Origin of the sequence: Paenibacillus sp. BR2-3 (assembly GCF_046529485.1) — a bacterium.
In the GTDB taxonomy this organism is placed as follows: Bacteria; Bacillota; Bacilli; order Paenibacillales; family Paenibacillaceae; genus Paenibacillus_AQ.
The window spans coordinates 4,371,591-4,390,223 of the sequence record NZ_CP126311.1; the positions used below are offsets into that span (position 1 = coordinate 4,371,591).

Annotated in this window: 14 protein-coding genes and 2 pseudogenes; 2 read left to right on the plus strand and 14 right to left on the minus strand. The window is 36.7% G+C overall.

Translation table 11 applies throughout. The annotated features are described in order from the left end of the window. Positions 1–3: 3 nt before the first annotated feature. The 3 genes from PaeBR_RS21060 to PaeBR_RS21070 all read right to left on the minus strand — a co-directional run bounded on the left by PaeBR_RS21060 (position 4) and on the right by PaeBR_RS21070 (position 2,268). The gene (locus PaeBR_RS21060; protein WP_410512433.1) at positions 4–717 is read right to left on the minus strand and encodes an ABC transporter permease; all 714 of its coding nucleotides are present in this window, start codon (positions 715–717) and stop codon (positions 4–6) included. Next, positions 710–1,456, minus strand: coding sequence for an ABC transporter ATP-binding protein (locus tag PaeBR_RS21065; protein ID WP_410512434.1), 747 nt, complete (start codon positions 1,454–1,456; stop codon positions 710–712). The genes PaeBR_RS21060 and PaeBR_RS21065 overlap by 8 nt, the downstream gene beginning before the upstream one ends. A 74-nt stretch (positions 1,457–1,530) precedes the next feature. Next, complete coding sequence (locus tag PaeBR_RS21070) at positions 1,531–2,268, minus strand: thioesterase II family protein (protein ID WP_410512435.1); 738 nt, start codon at positions 2,266–2,268, stop codon at positions 1,531–1,533. A 320-nt stretch (positions 2,269–2,588) separates the two neighbouring features. On the opposite strand from PaeBR_RS21070, the gene PaeBR_RS21075 reads away from it, so the two are divergent. Further along, positions 2,589–3,320 carry a LuxR C-terminal-related transcriptional regulator gene (locus tag PaeBR_RS21075; RefSeq protein ID WP_410512436.1) on the plus strand — a complete coding sequence of 244 codons (732 nt, stop codon included), beginning with the start codon at positions 2,589–2,591 and terminating at the stop codon, positions 3,318–3,320. Positions 3,321–3,550: 230 nt separating this feature from the next. On the opposite strand, the pseudogene PaeBR_RS21080 reads toward PaeBR_RS21075, so the two are convergent. The 4 genes and pseudogenes from PaeBR_RS21080 to PaeBR_RS21095 all read right to left on the minus strand — a co-directional run bounded on the left by PaeBR_RS21080 (position 3,551) and on the right by PaeBR_RS21095 (position 5,988). Then, positions 3,551–4,023 (minus strand): annotated as a pseudogene (locus PaeBR_RS21080) (SgcJ/EcaC family oxidoreductase). 149 nt (positions 4,024–4,172) lie between these two features. Then, the gene (locus tag PaeBR_RS21085) at positions 4,173–4,814 is read right to left on the minus strand and encodes a response regulator transcription factor (RefSeq protein WP_410512437.1); all 642 of its coding nucleotides are present in this window, start codon (positions 4,812–4,814) and stop codon (positions 4,173–4,175) included. Between the two features lie 3 nt (positions 4,815–4,817). Then, the gene (locus tag PaeBR_RS21090) at positions 4,818–5,105 is read right to left on the minus strand and encodes a sensor histidine kinase (protein WP_410515264.1); all 288 of its coding nucleotides are present in this window, start codon (positions 5,103–5,105) and stop codon (positions 4,818–4,820) included. Next, positions 5,017–5,988 (minus strand): sensor histidine kinase, encoded by a 972-nt coding sequence (locus PaeBR_RS21095; RefSeq protein WP_410512438.1) that lies wholly within the window; start codon positions 5,986–5,988, stop codon positions 5,017–5,019. Before PaeBR_RS21095 ends, PaeBR_RS21090 begins: the two co-directional genes overlap by 89 nt. A gap of 524 nt (positions 5,989–6,512) precedes the next feature. Here PaeBR_RS21095 and PaeBR_RS21100 point away from each other — a divergent pair. After that, a pseudogene (locus PaeBR_RS21100) lies at positions 6,513–7,149 on the plus strand (IS6 family transposase); the annotation flags it as partial. Positions 7,150–7,853: 704 nt separating this feature from the next. Here PaeBR_RS21100 and PaeBR_RS21105 read toward each other — a convergent pair. From PaeBR_RS21105 to PaeBR_RS21135, 7 genes are all read right to left on the minus strand, one after another. Then, entirely contained in the window at positions 7,854–8,036 is a 183-nt protein-coding gene (locus tag PaeBR_RS21105) for a hypothetical protein (RefSeq protein WP_410512439.1), read from the minus strand. A 537-nt stretch (positions 8,037–8,573) separates the two neighbouring features. Next, complete coding sequence (locus PaeBR_RS21110) at positions 8,574–8,918, minus strand: helix-turn-helix domain-containing protein (RefSeq protein ID WP_410512440.1); 345 nt, start codon at positions 8,916–8,918, stop codon at positions 8,574–8,576. Between the two features lie 399 nt (positions 8,919–9,317). Then, positions 9,318–10,949 carry a hypothetical protein gene (locus PaeBR_RS21115; RefSeq protein WP_410512441.1) on the minus strand — a complete coding sequence of 544 codons (1,632 nt, stop codon included), beginning with the start codon at positions 10,947–10,949 and terminating at the stop codon, positions 9,318–9,320. A gap of 2 nt (positions 10,950–10,951) precedes the next feature. Next, positions 10,952–14,041 carry an ATP-binding protein gene (locus PaeBR_RS21120; protein ID WP_410512442.1) on the minus strand — a complete coding sequence of 1,030 codons (3,090 nt, stop codon included), beginning with the start codon at positions 14,039–14,041 and terminating at the stop codon, positions 10,952–10,954. Positions 14,042–14,070: 29 nt separating this feature from the next. Beyond that, the gene (locus PaeBR_RS21125) at positions 14,071–15,108 is read right to left on the minus strand and encodes a DNA cytosine methyltransferase (protein ID WP_410512443.1); all 1,038 of its coding nucleotides are present in this window, start codon (positions 15,106–15,108) and stop codon (positions 14,071–14,073) included. Positions 15,109–15,265: 157 nt separating this feature from the next. Further along, a complete protein-coding gene (locus tag PaeBR_RS21130) occupies positions 15,266–16,873 on the minus strand; it encodes a Tn7-like element transposition protein TnsE (RefSeq protein ID WP_410512444.1) in 1,608 nt (535 codons plus the stop codon). Beyond that, on the minus strand, positions 16,861–18,630 hold the full coding sequence (locus PaeBR_RS21135) for a TnsD family Tn7-like transposition protein (RefSeq protein ID WP_410512445.1): 1,770 nt from the start codon (positions 18,628–18,630) through the stop codon (positions 16,861–16,863). Before PaeBR_RS21135 ends, PaeBR_RS21130 begins: the two co-directional genes overlap by 13 nt. Between the last annotated feature and the right edge of the window lie 3 nt (positions 18,631–18,633).

The window sequence follows — 18,633 nt, forward strand, 5'->3', positions numbered from 1 at the left end:
GCTTTACACATCCATTTCGTTTATTTGATGAACAACCGTATACGAACTAATCACTCCCAAAACAAGAGTAATGAGCATGAACAAGCTGGAAACCCCAACAAAATGATTCGCATTTGCTGCATAGAAGATGAGGTTGTTAAACAAGGATGACAACAACACTGCCGAAACAATTGTGGTTGGAACTGATTTCTTGATAAATCCAATTCCCGCAGCAATCATGCCACTACCTGCCGAAATGAAAGATATGATAAGCGATAGCAACAACACATATCCGAATAAATCCATAGAAAAGCTTGAGCTCATGAGCGAAAACATAGGTTCGGTTAGCCCGAATACAAGGAATAGCAGAACATTGCATATAAAGAATGCCCCGGCCGTAAAGCCGTAGACACATATCAACTTTGCAAGCATCATGCGAGTGCGACTAAGAGGGTAAGAAAACAAGTTATACACTTGCTTGCCTTTATAAGGCTCAATAATAAATCGAGATGCCATTACGGACGATAATGTAGTAAAGACAGCCATGTTTAATGCACTTCCCATAGAAATCAGCGGCATATAGTCTTTGAATATCTGCATATCCGGGTCGTTATCGATGCTAGGAACATACGCAAACAGATAAAGAAAACCTAGCATCAGGACAGCAATCAACACACAGGCCTGTAAATACGTACGAATATTGTGTTTTCTAAGTTCTAAGGACACAAGTTTATACACTAATTCTCCCACCTTCCACAATGTTGAAATAGTGCTCTTCCAACCCTTTGGGATAGTTTGATCTAATTGTGTCCATCGGCTGTTCATCTAAGATACGGCCGTTTGCAATAATCCCTACCGTATCCGCGAGCAGTTCAACTTCACTTAGAATATGGCTTGAAATCAGAATCGTTTTTTTCTCCTGCTTCGTAATTCTGGCAAACAGGTCCCTCATCTCCCGGATACCATATGGGTCTAGTCCGTTTATTGGTTCATCGAGGATTAGTAGCTTGGGGTTATGAACAAGTGCTCGAGCGATCCCCAGTCGCTGCCTCATTCCTAATGAATACTTGGAGACGGGCTGTGTATTCGAGATATTAAGCCCGACAATATCAAGGGACCATCCGACGCGCGCTATGTCATTCTCTAAACCCATGTAGGCCAGATGAATTTCTAAATTCTGTGCTGCTGTTAAGTGTTCGTAAAAGTAAGGGACCTCGATAATGCTTCCGATATTCTTCACAATCTCACTTCGATTGAGTGACATCTCTAAGCCAAAAACCTCTATCTTACCGTTAGTAGGTGTCATGAGACCGGCTAACATCTTAAATACAGTGGTTTTACCAGCCCCGTTCGCTCCTAAAAAAGCATAGACAGTCTCGGAATGAACCGTAATTGATCCGTCCTTAATGATCTCCTGGCCTTGAACTGTCTTGATTAAATGTGCTGCACGCAACGCAATTTCGGCCAAATCTCGCACCCCTTGTTGTTTATTGGTGATGGCTGATTGTCTTTAGGAAATTCTCACTTTATTGATTGAGCTTGCCTTTAAGTTCAGCTAAATATGAGCACTTGCTGTAGATTACGCTTTAACACCTCATTAACAATTCCGATGACTTCGCTTTTATGGCTATGGATAAAGAAGTGCCCTCCATCAATACCGTAAAAGTCGCAGGACTTTGCTGTAAACTGCCTCCAACCCAAGTAATCTTGAACCGCGAAATTGGGATCTTGAGTTCCGTAAATAACAGAGAGATCAAAATCCCATTCCGCCTCCAGTGACTTGAAGCAGTAGGTTTCAAGTGCTTGAAAATCCGAACGGATGATAGGCATAAATAACTCACACAACTCTGGATCATCCAATACTTCATCTGCCGTTCCACCTAGCTCACGAATCCGATCCTTGAAAGCAGAGGTGCGCAAACTATGAATTGGTGTACTTATCTCGTTTTGAGGTACATATCGGCCGGAAAAAAAGACGTGTAGAGGGTTTGGGAGTCCTCCCTCCAATTGCAACTTACGAAGAAACTCGTAAATAACTACCGTACCCATGCTATGACCAAACAATGCATATTGGCATGCACTCTCACTTAGTACTTGTGAGACCTGCCTGTATGCATCTTTAACGATTGTATCCATCTCATAGCAAAGTTGATCGTTAATCCGAGGACCTCTACCAGGTAATTCAATAGGCACTATTTCCATGTCGTGATGCAGGTCTGCTCTCCAACTTTTATAAAATTGCGCGGAGCTACCTGCATAACCAAAACACAATAACTTAATGCGACTCAATACCCATTCACACCCTTTGCTCGGCTTACAGACATCCCAAAATTTGATATTTTTGATATTTTATATTATAATATAATCACTTCCAAAATTTGAATAGAAAGAGAGATCTTTTCGCTCATGAACTATCCTGCTATTCTGCCCTTGTGCAAACGATTTGGTGTAAGAGGGCTAATCTTGTCGGACCATCTGTAATTAAAAGTAAAGCATTTTGTAAGTTCCAGCAATATCCTAAATAGGATATTGAAACCAAATTCAAAAAGCGTTATTGAGAACTATATTCCGTATCCTAACAATGCGATGCTAATGAGCAGGAGAAAACAATGTCCATTTTCCAGAAATGCCAATTATTTGCTGACCGCTCTTGGAAGACAGTATCTGATATGCCGCGTGAAACCTTTGAATTTTGGAAAGATCAAAGCAATAATGGTGCCAAAAAAGTTACCGATCACAGTAATTTCATTCAGACTACAAAAGAAGTGCTAAAGGGTTTTGCCCCAGATATTCCATTAGCTCATCTGTTTCTTCTAACAGATCAGCAAGGTGATATCCTCTACTTACAAGGTTCACGAGAAATTTTAATTAGGCTTGAAGCTGTTGGAATAAATGTGAATGCATCCTTATCTGCAGCAAATGCTGGGATTAATGCCATCTCTCTTGCCATGTATCTAAACGATATGGTTGTCGTTGAAGGACACGAGCATACTTTAGAAATATTTAGAGAATGGACTTGTTTATGCGTTCCCATCCCTCTTCCCGATAATGAGGTTGGTTATCTTGACCTCTCTTTCCAAAAGGGAGTGCATATACAATTTGCTATCCCCTTGTTGAAGCACATTAGCTGGTTGATTCAGTCTAAAATGACATATGAACAACATACGGACCAATTACAAAAGCTAGAGATGTTTAACCTTTCCAAACGAGAATTAGAGGTTGCACAGTATTGGTTGTATAACAAAAGCGTTCTTCATATTTCTCACGTATTAGGGATTGCTGAAGGTACTGTGAGAAACACACTTAAAAAAGTCTATAGAAAGACAGGGGTGCATAAATAAAGGGCAATTTTTACGAAATTTTTTATAAAGAGGAGTAATCACAATAGGTGCCAGCATAGCGCTGGTCTTTCAAAACGATAATTTTTTGTAAATAAGTAGCGGAACTTAGTGGGGGAAAGAGGAACTCTTTAGGAATAGGGAAAATGAATTTGTTGTTATTATTACGATGGTTGTAACGGCGAATGGAATTTGGTTATACACTGAATCTTAATTTTTTGTTATCGCAAAGATTAAATCAACATGGCTTCTAAGTCCATTGTTATTTTTTCAGCTAACTCAGGTCTGCAATGATATTTAGCGGGGGTATTCTGGAACAATTGAATTTTCCAGAAACCCTTTTCTTTTGAGCCAATAAGGGTATGCTGGCAGTTGACGCTCGGATCAATTTTTGAATTTCCGCGAGGGACCATGCCTGCAATAGCCCTTAATATCACAACGTCCTCCGTCAGTACACGAATATCCGTTACTTTGCTGACAAACCTAGCAGTCGGATAGTGCACAAAAATAGGGTTAAGGCTTGAATATATTTTGCCCGCCCAATAACTGGGCTCCCGTCATAACTAATTAGTTCACCTTCTTCTGTAAACAACTCTGCCAGTCTGTGGGCATTTTGGTTGTCCCACGCATCCAGCAGCCGTTTGTAAAGCGTATGAACTTCAGAAACAACCATTATTATCATCCCTCCTTTTTTCAATATCTTCATCCTTATCCTTTGACAGATAGAGTGGTTGTTGCCCTAGAACGGTAAATCCCCTCGCTTTTTGCTGCACTAACCGCTTCCCTTCCCCCTTAACATAAATAGTGTACGAAGATTTTGTCATAACCGGCTAGTGAAGAAAAGTCACGAAAAAGTCACCCTCCACGTATTTTTTGAATCGCTTCGCTTCTATTTGATACATTTAGTTTTGTGTATATGTTGGAAATATAATTCTTAACTGTGCCCATGGATATATACAATTTGTCCGCAATATCTGAATTGGATAACCCGTCCTTTAGGCATTGAAGAACTTCAATTTCTCTTTGGCTGAAGGAATAACCTGATAACGTTGCTTCTGTTGTATCCGTTGTTTTAGTTAAATGTTGATGAAAAAGAACTTTTGCCACTTCATCGTTAATCAGCCTGCCGCCATTAGCCACAAGTCGAATACTTGCTGCCAGCTCCTTATAATTCATTGCCTTTAGTAGGTACCCTTCAGCACCACATCGCAGCACTTCAACTACATTGTCCATTTCCTGAAAGGTCGTAAGGACAATGACTTTCACATGAGGATACATCTGCTTAATTCTCCTGGTCGTTTCTACCCCGTTTAAGACAGGCATATTAAGATCCATTAATACAAGATCCGGTTCCTCAGTCTTAAATTGCTCCAGAAGTTGCTCTCCGTTTCCCGCTTCATGGATAACCTCCAGATCTGGTTCCAAATTTAATACAATCTGTAGGCTGGAGCGAATAAGCTCCTGATCCTCTGCAATTCCGATTTTGATTTTGCTCATACCTTAACCACCTCTCACTGGTACCTGACAGTATACAATTGTCCCCTCGCTCGGGCTTGAGACAATTTCAAATTTCCCTCCGACACTTTCTATTCTATCCTTCATACTTTCGACACCGAAGCCAGGAATTAACCGAGAAGCACCCTCCCCATTATCCTTGACGATCAGTTCAATATCTCCGTTTATATATCGGAGACTCACATCAATCTGTTTTGCATTCCCATGTTTCTTCGCATTTGTAAGTGCTTCTTGTAAGCAACGAATGACTGCAAGCTTTACAGAATCTCCAATTGCACCTTCTAGGCTCTGAACCTTGGTCGAAATTGGAGTGCCCGTCTGATCCCGCAAAATCTGATGTTAGTTGTGCGACGATCTCAGGTAGAGAATGCTTTAGCTCGGTCATTGAAAAATCATGCACAGTCTGCCTAAAATCAGTCAGATGATTCCGGCCATACGTAATAAGTTCATTTAGCCTTTGTTTGGCTTGAGACGGATCTCGTTCAATCAGCGATTCGACCGCTTCCATGGCTACGATTGTAGCAATAAGTGAATGCCCCACTGTGTCATGTAATTCTCGTGCAATTCGATTCCGTTCTTCTAAAATGGTCATTCTCTCAATCTGTCTATTGTAATGCTCTAATTGCTGATTCTTCTTAGTTAAATCCAGCTTTTGCTCCAAAATGACCTGAAAGCAAAATCCAAATGCAAAAAATATCGCATAGTTAAACCATAAACTTAAAATGAAATCGTATGTAAAATCCCCCCACATTGACATGCTCGCTGGGAAGACAATAAAACAAATCGGCAAAACCCATTTCAGAGATGTAGCTGATGAGAGTAAACCAATGATGAATAGCGGAATGACAAAATTATTGATAGCCTCCTGGAAATGAATAACGATATAAATATTAAATGAACCACTCAATACTACTTCACCAAAGATGAATAGCTTTGTTTTTACGCGTCCGGGCAAATAATATAGCTGTGGAATAACATACGCGATGCTAAACCAAGTAATCACCCACCAACTAACACCTGGAAAATCGTTAACCAGTATACTTACCAACAAAGTTACAAACCAAATTAAACGCAAAGTAACTGCAAATGTATCTACCCATCCCCAGTCGCTAATACTTCGAAAGCGCATGGCCCAATTACTCTGATTGGTTCTCATAATACACTTCCTCAGATCCTATGCCGACTTCACCGATGCTTTCTACTACCTTAACGCAGCCTAAATATCGGATTTTTTGCCACTCCCCATAATTAATAGTATTCTTGAATCCCTTAGCTACTTAATGCTTTGTTAATTTTTCTTTTGAAGGATATTCGCCAAAGAACCATAAATTCCCTTTAGTTATTCATGCATGAACTCCCTCTAAGTCATAAGAGAGTTCTCTCATAGAAATCTGAGGGAGTTTAGCAGGATAACTAAAGTCTATGTTTCCATCCTTGTGTAGTTGTCCTTTGTCCCCCTGCACAAATCTTCGATCACTCCAGGTTGCACTATCCACTATCCCAAGCATTTATGAGTCATTGTGTTAGGCGTCGATTATTAACCTATACGGCTATTTAGAGCCGTCCAAATGATGATTCAGCTTTCCGAGCATTTAAATACCAAATGGTATCTATATACCCTTTAAGGTTGTGGTGCAAAGCTCTAATTCATGATAACGTAATCGATAATGAAGTCATGGGATGGAGCAACTTACTTTGGAAACCAAATTGGATTTATTTAAATGGAAGCAATATGAATCATCAAATCATTTTACTAACCGTGAGATGGTATTTAAAATATAGTTTAAGCTATAGAGACATCGTAGAAATGATGAGCGAGCGGGGTTTAAAGATATCCCATACAACGATCATGAGATGGGTCCATGAGCTTGGACCCGAAATAGATAAACGAATCCGCAGCTATTTGAAACCCTCAAACGATTCGTGGCGTACGGACGAAACCTACATCAAAGTCAAAGGTCAATGGAAGTATTTATATCGGGCAGTTGATTCTATGGGGAAAACGATTGATTTCATGTTATCTGAAAATCGTGATATGACGGCAGCCAAGCGTTTCTTTACAAAGGCTTTGTCCTCGCCACATAATCAAATACCTCGTGTGGTCACTTTGGATAAAAAACCGGCATATCCACCAGCCATACAAGAATTAATAAATGAAAAAGCCTTACCAAAAGAAACCTTGATTAGACAGACAAAGTATCTAAACAACATTGTGGAGCAAGATCACCGGTTCATAAAGAAAATCACAAAACCAATGCTTGGTTTCAAATCGTTTCTTACAGCGGATCAAACGTTAAAGGGAATTGAGGCTTTACATAAAGCCTTTGCAGCAAAATGGTTGCCTCTATACTTTTCTAATATTGAATATCCTATATGCCCACCATAATAAAGATTTTCATTATAGCCAATCCGAATATCTATTTTACCTACGATTTCATTAATACCAGATGGCGACAGCGGACTTATTGAGGTTATCAGGGAATGTTGGTCACAAAAAAATCGTCGTAGATGGCTTTTCACCGTAGAAATACTAAAAGAAATATCGGATCACAGTCGAGTATTTTTCTTACTTGCATCCGAAGAGGTTGTACGACAAGATTATTTTAATCGCGAAGAAAAACGTGACATGCTGGAGTGCATCAACGGGCTGAAACATCCAGAAGCAGCTATTGAAAATGTCTTTCGTACAATGTTGTATAAGCATGAAGAAAATTATAAAGCTATTCGGAACAGTGGTTTTAGATATATCGCTAGAAATATACTCAACACTAATCCATTGGATTTAATTCGGGACGTCGAAGAACATTTCGGATTTGATAGATAAAATTCACTTTAATAACGTTTCTAGAGCTTTGGCAATTCGCGAGGCTTTTTCTAATTATCACATTGCTACTTATTAAGCATTCCTGCCCGTTAGTTCAACGAACTCCTGTAATTAGACCTAATCTGACATAATAACAAGGTTTAAGGCAACTCTTGCTTGTTCGACTGAATATGGGTTTTCTCTAAGGTCGAAGGTAACTATCTGACCTTTGCTTCCCATTTTCTGTCGGGACTTTCTTGCTGAATTTCTTCAAATATCTCATTAATTGAAGTAGATGTAACCTCTATTCCTGCAGCCAATAATGTTTCTCTATAAATTTCATAGTGACTATAAGACAATAGTTTTTTACCGTTGAACTTATATGCATTTGCTGTCGTCAATGCTTGTTCCCCCGTTCAACATAAGCCTAGTAATATTTTCCTAGTATATCATTTTCAGTAGTTTTCTGTCGATTAAGATAATTACAACTTACTTACTAACTTTAATGAACTTGAAATTCATCCGACCAAATCGTCTTTCTTGTCAGATCGATTCCATTCCAGACACAGACTTAGAAGTATACCAGCTATAACAGACCATTACTGCTTCAGTGAAGCAACCTTTACTACATTTTAAAATTTAATCCAGCCAGCAAAGAATAAAGAGTGCGTCCGCTGTTAAAACCAGCTTTTTCAGTTTCCATTACCAATTCCAATGATAATAGAATATTTTAAGTCGAGGTCGGAGAGAGTCAGAATTACTTCCATATTCCATATTTATTTTCAAGTCAATTTCAGACTTTCTTTTCTAATTCCATAAATTTTTAGTTTTTTCTTCAGATACTAACACTAGGACACCAACTATAATATTTAGATACAAACTTTAATGTTACCTGACATATTTCTTATTATTAATTCTTTGAAGCCCGTCCTCTTCACTCAAGTTTCTGAATAAAAATTGATTTTTAACTTCATTATTTCACTGATCTCTCGCTTATCTCCCTTATGTAACTTTCTAAAATTTAAAATTAAATCCAGTTCATTTTTATCTATTCGTGACATAAACACATCAGTAGGTTCTTTTTTAGTTGTATCGAATAAAAGCCATTCTAAATCTACTTCAAAAATAGATTTTAAAGACAATATAGTTTCAAGTGATGGGAGATATTTGTCTGTTTCCAATTCACTTAGTGTTCCTTGTGAAATGCCATTTTTTTTGGAAAACTCACTTTGATTAAATTTATTTATTTTACGGATACTTCTTATTTTTTCCCCAAGTGTCAAAATATACCACCTTCTTATCTTATAAAAATAAAACAGTCCCGACGCGGACATAATCATCATCGGGACTGTTTCTGAGGGAGTTTATCTTTTGTAGCTATAAAATTAAAATTGTGTACTAATGAATCACTGCTTTCCTACATTCTTTACTACTATCCGACTTTGTTTACTACTTTCCAGCATTCTTTACTACTTTCCGATATTTTTACATAGGGACAATTGTCTGAAGAAAATAAAGTATTAGACTGAAGTTGTTGATCTGACGCAGTTTTTTGGTTACAAAATCGTCAGATATTGAGAAATAAGTATTAGACTAACTAATTCTAAAGTAAACTTTATAAGTAAACAGCAGAAAATAAAGTTTTAGACTCCCGACCTTATTTATGTATTTGTTATATTTTTTTAAAATATGCCATAAAATGTTTCACGAAAGGTTTCTTTGTAGAAAAGTTCATTAACTCCTGCTCTTGCTTGATATGCAATATAGCGGTTAATAATATTTTGAATGTAATCTTTTCTCAACGTAGCAACTTTCTCAGTAGTTCTAGCAACTTCATCTACTTCGAGTGAAACTACGTTGTAGAAGTCCCATTTGATAAACTTAACTGCCTTATCACTTGTAAATGGGACACCAGTACAGCAAGAATTTTCACTATCATTTTTTAAAGAAGCCTTATTTGGTTCTATGAGTTTACCGACAATAAACTTAAAAATATTCTCAACTTTTGTAGATGGTCTATGTGTGTCACAAAAAGGAGTAATACACAGTAGATACTTATCCTTATCCAAAATTTTATAGATACTCCCTGTATGAATGTTATCGCCTGTTATCTCAATATACTTTATTAACTTTGTAAAATAATATGTCTGTTCTAAAAAGGATTGTTTAAACAGAGCTTCATCGTCAATAAAATCAACAACTAGTACTAGGGCCAAGATAAATTCATTAATTTTAGTGTTAAGGGCCTGATCTGGCGATATAGAGATTACACTCAACTTTAGCTTTTCAAATGTATCTACTTCACTATCATTAATTGCCTTTTTAAGTTCAACTAGAAAAGCACTATTTCTAAATAAGTTTTCAACAACTTCTTTACCCTTTAAATTTACAACTTCACAGAATTTTTTCATAACTGCAAGATTTATCGAATCGCTATTCAGTTTCTCCATGATCTTTTGTTTTTTTATGCTAAATAAAAGGTTACTTGCCTTATATGATGATTCATCAGAAAGAATATTCGATAATAATGTATCATCCAAAAACTTGGGTATACCTTCATTTTTTATATCTGATGATAAGATTTGAGTAAGTAACACTTTTTCAAACGGAGCATTAAATTTGTGAATTGCTTTTGTAATACTATTCTCAAGCCTGCTAGCACTATCCATTATATGAATAGGGATACATTTATCCTTCAAGAGAATTTTGGAAATCATTTCAACAATTTCTCTTGGTTCTGTATTTTTTCTTATAATAAACCCAAATAGTGAATTTCCCTCTGTCTTTCCTTTTTCTTGAAAGAAGAAGTTTTCTTGATCAATTACATCAAAATGAGCGGTGACAGCATCAAGAACTTCCTTACTATTTTCTTGTGTATAAATCACAGCACATTTTAATCCTACTAGCTGATCTGCATAATAATTTAAAATTTCAATTGCAGCTTTTCCGGGCTTATCAGGCGATTCGGGTTTATATCCTTCTAAATTCCAATCCACAAACAGTAGCTTTGATGTATTTAACACCTTTGAAAGAAATTGCATTTGAACTCCTACATCTTGAGTACTGTATTTATACGGATAAGCGATAAATCCATCTAAAGTCAACTGCTGCAAAAGTTTTTGAGGACGTGAATCTAGATCACTTTCCTCCGTGACTGCAACTTGACCTATTACTAAATCATCTGGCAGTTCACCTAAATCCTGATCAGTTAATTCAGGCAATATAATTTCTTCGAAATTCATTTGGTCATCAATAATAACGGCATTATCAAAATATCTCTTTACAATATCTTCAACCTGCATAAATTGATTCATAATTATTCATCCACTCCAAGTGATTCCAAATTAAATTCTATACAAAAACAAGCACCTTTATATGGTAAAATTTCTTCACCAGGATTTATTAAATACAGTTTATGGCCCCGTGCCTCTAAAATGTCCCTCGATAAAAATAAACCTAGTCCTCTTCCTTCAGCTTTTTTGGTGAAATAAGGTTCAAATACCCTGTCTTTATCTTTCGGATCTATTCCAGGGCCGGTATCGTGAATGTAAAATTTATCCTCTGAGTTCATATAGAAGTGAATTTCTTTTTGTTCTTGATTTAAAACCCAATATATAGCGTTTGAGACAACATTGACAATAGGAGTGAATAAAACAGAGTCTGTTTCTTTCAGAAATGCATTTTCAGGTACCTTTATGAATGTTTTAATTTGATATCTTTCTAAATCAGATTCAAAATATTCCAAAATACTATTTATGAACTGTTTTAAAAATATTTTTTCTTTCCTCGCTCTTACTTGTCGATATAAGGGATTCATTCTTTGATGTAATCTTTCCAAAGATTTAAATGCATTTCTAGTCTTCTCTACAACAGGAAGTGCTTTAGTTTTACTTAGAGACCTGTAAAGGACATTTAAATTCTCTTGTATGGTACTGTAAAGAGCATTAAATTCGTGGCTTGTAAGTTCTGCTGCTAAACCAACTGCAGAAAGATCGCGATACATAGTAACCTCTTTTTTCAATAATCCAATAAAATCATTATCAGAATTTAAAACTAATCCATCTGATATTCTACTTTCTAAATCCTTAAAGAGGGCTTTAATGTTTTTAGTCGCATCAAATTCTTTGACTTCTTGTGCCAAAAGCAATATATCTTTTTGTAAAATAAGCATCCGACTTTCATACTCTTTTAGAATACTTTCGGCTTCAACTTTAACTTCTTCTGGATTAAGCAAAAAATCGAATGATTGTAATTTATCTATCACCTGATTTAAAAGAATCTCAATTTGTTCCAATTCTCTCATACTAGGATTCAGAAAGTTTTTCCTTTTTTCTATTAATTTGTTCTCGTAAACGGCCAATACATTACTAGAAATTGTATCAATTTCGGATTTGAACGAGATTATTTGATCATCAATTATTTCTTTGAAAATACTTTCAGTAGTTGATTTCCTCCATGAAATAGCTTGAGATATCTTATTAATTAGGTTTGCTACCTCATTATCTTCTGGACCATCTTCTTCCTCTTCATATGAAGGTTCCTTAATAGCACTTATGCAATCATCTATATAATTTATCAAGCTCCTCTTAGACTCTGCCATCTGAACAATTGTTTTATCAATTTGATCCATTATCTCCAGCGGATGAGAGTATCTAGAGTTATACGATATTTGGACAATCTCTAATTTATCTGCTAAATCATATAATGTTTTTTTCAACCTATAAAGATTCTCTTTAAATTCATAGCTATTGCTACTATCAATGTTTAGCTTGCGAGTATTTGATGATAATTTCAAGTCAATATCATTTTTAACTTGTTGGTACAAAAAATTTAGTCTAGAGGAAAAGTCTCCTAATAAAGACGATAATTCACGGAAATACTGACGTTCTCTTAATTCTTCTTCTCTTTGTTGCTTTATCATCCTTTCTTCTTTTTCTCTATCTTCTTGTAATCTTTTGATTCTTTGCAATCTAACTCCATTTTCTTTCTGAGATTCAAAAAAATCTCGGGCCCACCAAATCAGAAGATTTTGAGCAGTTGTTAAAAAATGTTTGTAGTAATTATTCTCAACAAAACCTTCTCTACTTGATTTATCGATTAGATTCGGATTATTCATTTTGCTGATTTCCATAAAACCATACATTCTCCGATGACTGAATAAATAGTATCCAGCACCTTTTGAACGACGTTCTTCAATTTTCAAAAAATCATTTCCTTGTTCACCGTATGGTAGGATTCTTAATCCATCTCTAAAAACATAAATTCCACCAGAATTAATCAACTTTTCCCTCATCATTTGTAATTGCTCTCTTGTTAAAGAGGTTTGATGGTACTCTCCCTCGATAAAAAACCATTTTATGTATACTGGTCCGCAATCTATCATACTATTAGTATGAATCCCGCTAGTTAAAACAATTTTAGATACTTCATGTACATCTATACTTGACGAATTACGTATAAAAATTTGCCCAGTAAATTCTCCATTCTCTATTACTCCTTTTAATGCATAATCATAAAGCTCTATATCCTCAGGATTGAACCAGGACTCTCTTTCTAATTTCAAGCCATCAATATGGATTCTTGGAGTAAAGCTATTCTCCATTTGTTCATCTTCTCTTTTATCAAATAAATCAATTAAGTTAGTGAAAGAAACAAGCACATTCTGTAACCTTCTTTTCCTTTCCTTACGACTCTCATCTTCAATATTAACCTTATATACATTCCAATCCCAATCGTTATCAATGTTCTTGATATAAAATGTTGTTCCACCACCACGCAACTCATTAATCTTCATTCTATTGAATAGATCATCAGAAGGTGAAAAGTCATGAATTTCACCAATGATTTTTCCAGCTATTTCACCGCTCCACTTAGAGTTATTTTCAATATTTTTTATCAATTCTTCCTTTAATATATTGAAATCATTTTGTAAAAAGTGAATTATTTTATTTATTGAATCAAAGTTTTTTATTGGTATTTCAATTTCTTCCAAAAAAAGATTTTCATTTCTAAAAAGGTCCCAATGCAAATAAAGTAATGACCACACATTTTCATATCTTTTCTTTGAAACAATCAATAATTGGTTACCCAGCAATGAGATTGCTAATCTACCTATACCTTTTTCACCAATTTTCACTCTACCCTTGGACGTTCTTATAGGATTAGCTCTTACTTTTGAATATGTACCAATCGTTAGCCAGTTGTTAATAAGATCCCCTTCATCCATGCCATCCCCATCGTCCCAGACTACTATACTTTCATTTTTTATAGATACATCTATTAGTCCTTCAGAAGCATCGGCGTCAAAAGAATTTCTTAATAATTCGGAAATTGCAGTAATTTCATCACGAATTTGTTGCTTACCTAACAGATCCACTGCACGGGCTTTTGTACGAAATCTAGCCAAAAGGATTCCTCTCCTTCTTTTAAAACCTTTTACTTTCCATTTTTTAAAGCTTTTATAATAGATTTCCCCAATATCTCACCAACTAAGGGGGGAACTGCATTTCCAATTTGCTTTCTAATATCGCCTTTGTTCCCCAAAAATCTAAATCCGTTATCAAAACTTTGTAATAAAGCAGCTTCTCTTGCAGTGATAGATCTATGTTCCCTAGGATGGGCAAATCTCCCTCTAGTAAAATTGTCAAACCCACCTGTTATTGTAGGTGCTGGTTTATCCCAAGACATTCTACCGTAAACATCTGGCCAACCAGTTTTTTTCTTATGGCATGGGAGTTGGAGTTGTTTTGGTAAGCACTTTCTACCGCTGCCTTGAGGAACATATTTTATTCTCTCGATATTTTTTTCCGTAATGTTAGCAAGGCAATGATTAGGTAAATCATGATGTTCTATTCCGTCAGCTGGTGGGGCCTCTAACATTTTTATTGTTTGCCCAACAGTCCTCCAATTAGGATATTTATGCGTTTCTTTTGGGAATTTATAATTACAATCAATATCATTTCGAATTCCGATAATAATAGTTCTTTTCCTAGTTTGGGGTACTCCAAAATCCGCACAATTAATTTCGCGAACAATTATATTGTAATCATTCTCCAAACCATGTTGTAGCAAATCAAGGTATGCTTTTCCTCTTTTTTTCTTAAAAGTATCAACATTCTCCATTAAGAAAAATTTAGGTGCAATCCCCTGAACTAGCCTAATGTACTTAACAATCAATCTATTTCTTTTATCACCGTTTGCACCATCTTTTTTTTGTCTTGAAAACCCTTGACATGGGGGGCCTCCAGAAAGAAGAACCAATTCCCCTTTTTTAAGTTTGGCTTTTTTCAAAAGATCCTCAGATGTTATTTTTGAAGCATCTTCAACAGATGCATTTGGTGATATGTTTAACTTAAATGTTTCAACAGCCATAGGGTCATTATCAAATGCGTAACGAATTTTAAAACCTGACTTCTTCAAGCCATATGCAAGACCACCCGCTCCACAAAAAACTTCAATACATGTATATTTCACGTCATGTTTACCTACCAGTCTCTATTATGTTCTAGTGAATTATAATTGTATTATAAATTTAGCATATTTTCCTTCTTACGTCTTGACATATATCTCTGACCACATATTGTAATATTCTTTAACAGGGACCTCTCTATAAAAATGAGAATATGACTTTTCAACTTAGTTTTCCGGTTATTCTGAATACCCAACTTAAACAATCATCACTCCGATAATGCTTAACCTTCTCAATCTCCATCCCACTGCATCGATCAAGAATGTACTGATCCCAATGCCCGCCTTTTTCAACCAGTCCTTCAAGGAGCGACTTGATGTTCTGCTCTATTTTCTTAAATGATAATTCCTGAATAGGCCTAAGAACCAGAGTAGAGATCGACCAATTATCCGGTCTCGCAACCTCAATTATGTATGCTGTAGATGCAACATCTACAACCTGAACAATAGCACAAGTACGGCGTGATCCATTGGGGCAGGTGGAGAAGCGCTTACCATGGGGAATTCTTAATACAGATAGGTTGATCTTAGCAGACATCGTTTCCTTAAGAACCTGAATCATTTCAAAGAAAGATTCCAAACCAAAAGCCTCAGTAACAGGTAACGTTTCAAGTGTCTGAAAATCAATAGGAGGCGTATCACCGCCAACAGCAGAATCCTGGGTGCTAACTTCTTCCAACGAACCTGAGTTTTTCCCGCCTCTGCCTGTTGTAACTATAGTGTCGCTTCCTGTATTTGAAAGTTTGGTATTTTGCTTTCTAGTTGTCACAACTGGTGAGTTGGAGAAACGTAAAAATGTAGGCGGCGCCTCTAATACATCTTGATTAGTATCCTCTTTTGCATCTTTGCTTTCATCAATCAGTATGTAATCATCATTATCTGGCTTTGAGGTTAAACGCATATGTTTATCCCCGTTCCTGGTTTCAATCCGATTTTTGGATGGATGCCAAAATATGATCTTCTTATGCGGATGCCTAAATCCACTGAACCCAATAATCTCTTTTACCAGAATATAATCAAAAGATTTCTCTCCACGAACATACATTTCAATAGGGCCGAGATCAGGTAAATCCACATTTAAAGGAATCCCCTTCTTTAGCGCAGCGTTGGGATTCTGTGGAGAACTCTTGATTGCCTGACTGAAGATATGCTGGTATACAGAGTCCCACATAGCTCTTACACTAACATCACTGTATATCCATGACATATGCTGCGCATTGCTTTCTGTAGCCAATTTCTGTGGGACACGTTTACTCATGTCAAAGTATAGCGTTTCGTCGTTAACTTCATTCCTATCTACAAGCAGCTCTAATCCATGAGGCTGAAGTAACTGAATTGCCAAATTTCTTGAATTTATAAACATTGCTCGAATGAATTCAATGACTGGAATACAATATGTGAGTCGATTCACTTTAAATTGAATGATGTTCTGTAATCCTAATTCAGGATTTTTCCCGAAATCGATTAGACGTTTTGGTAGTTTAAAACCATTCGTTACGATACCTTGATTGAAATTATTAATGGATAGTTGATAGGGTGATCCACTTATCGGCTTTACAGGATTATATTTTCCATCAGTATATAACTGTCCAATACGTAGATTGGGGAGGGTACCCCATGGATATGAAACAATTTTTGTACTCATAGATGCCGTTCGGAAAGCAACTTTAATTCGCCAGTTCCCGTTGTAATCCATATAGGGTGAACCAAACCAGAATAGTTCAACCTCTTTATTTCCAAATAATGTATCACTTAGAGTTAATGATGCCATTGTTTCACCTCAATAGTTGAAAGAGGGTGTGTAATGACGTTATTACCAATACATCGGTTAATCTCATTTTCCACGACTTTAAGATAACCTGGTCGAAGTCCAGCCTTCTTTGCAAGTTTCCACCTTTTCAACGGCCATTCACCCTTCATTTGTTCAGCAGCCCAGCGCACTCGTCGACATTGAAACTGAGCAGTTGATTCGAGATAAGTAGCCAGAGTATCTATTGTTATAGGCAACTTGTCTTTGTGTTTTTCGAGCATACTTAGTTTCCCAATTCGCTTGCCGACTACTGAAACACGTATTCTAACAGGTTTATTGTCACTACTCGCAAGGAGTTCCCTGCATACATTCTCAATCTGCCAGCTCAGTTCTAAATCGCGCTTTTCCCAATCGACACGAGCCTTTTTGTATTCCGTGGATTGAACTGATTTTGATGATTGAACTTTCTTTATCTGATTCACTTTCAATTTACTTCTTTGTTCTATAACTGCTCCACCAGAATATTTTATAACCGTCTTTGTATCCACTCCAAGAACCCCAGCTGTTGAACGATAGGAGAGACCTGCTTGCAGACATTCGTGAAGCTTGCTTAACCAGTTAGGTCCAAAAGACTTAACCCTTCCTTTGTGGAATTTATCCTCTTCATTCTGATCTGGCCCACGTCTTGAATAAGAGAATCCACATTCGCAAACAAATGTTCCAACAGGTCTTCCAGTATCTGAGCAACGAGTGACCACACAATTCTGTATGACAGCCGTCTTATAGTGCTCAGATGCTTTGTTTAAGCAGGGCCAGGGGCCTTTGCCAAATGGACTATGAACTCCCCTCGATTGCTCTAAAAAAGCCTTAAATGAACCGAACAGAAAGCGTATGAGGAGTATCTGACGTAAAGGATGAACTGTATATCTCATTGATCTTGTTGCACTTGCTAACCAAGTGTGGTCATCCTGTTTTGGGATGCTTTCAAGCTTGTCCAGCAGATCATAACTAAAGAATGAAATGAATTGTTCTCTTAATTTTTGTTGCCTTATACGTTCCGCTGCAGTCAGAAGACCTAACTCTGACAAGCATGACAGCAATAAAGGTTTGGAATTATAGAGCTCTCGTTCTTCTTTCATCTGCAGTAGCGCTTGAACATCCATAGCGATGGCTAATAAACGTTCAAAAGTATTATCAGATATGTTTTCTAAAACCGGAATTGAGCGGAACATCCTTCTCGAAATAGGAAGAACAGTAAGGCCATATCGTTCCGAAACTGGATTGGTTATTTGGTGCAGAATAGCACCATGTTTAGGGCAAATCCATACGCCAGGGAGTTGATGGTTTCTGTGCCAAAAAGGCTCACCGTATTGTTGAACATCTTCGTCATAACATGAAGGGCAGTAGTGTAATTTGCTATCTCGATCAAAGGTGCTGGCTGTAATTCCAACCAGTGCATGGATTCCTGAACCATCCCCACTCTCCATCAATTTACGCAATAAAAGGGCTCTCTTTCTTGGCATAAATGGTGCATAGAACGGATAGAAGGTATGCTCATCGATCCATTGATCAACCGATATATCCTTAACTATATTTCTACGAGAAAGTTCACCTATATGGCTGGGCAGATCAATCGTTGCAATAACATTTTTAGTTCCGTATACATCTTTGAGTGTCCATTTAGGACTGCTGTTGTTTGATCTAATATGATAACGGGCAACGACACTATACAGAAGTTCATCGGGATACGGAATTGGCAATTCACATCGTCCATTCATCTA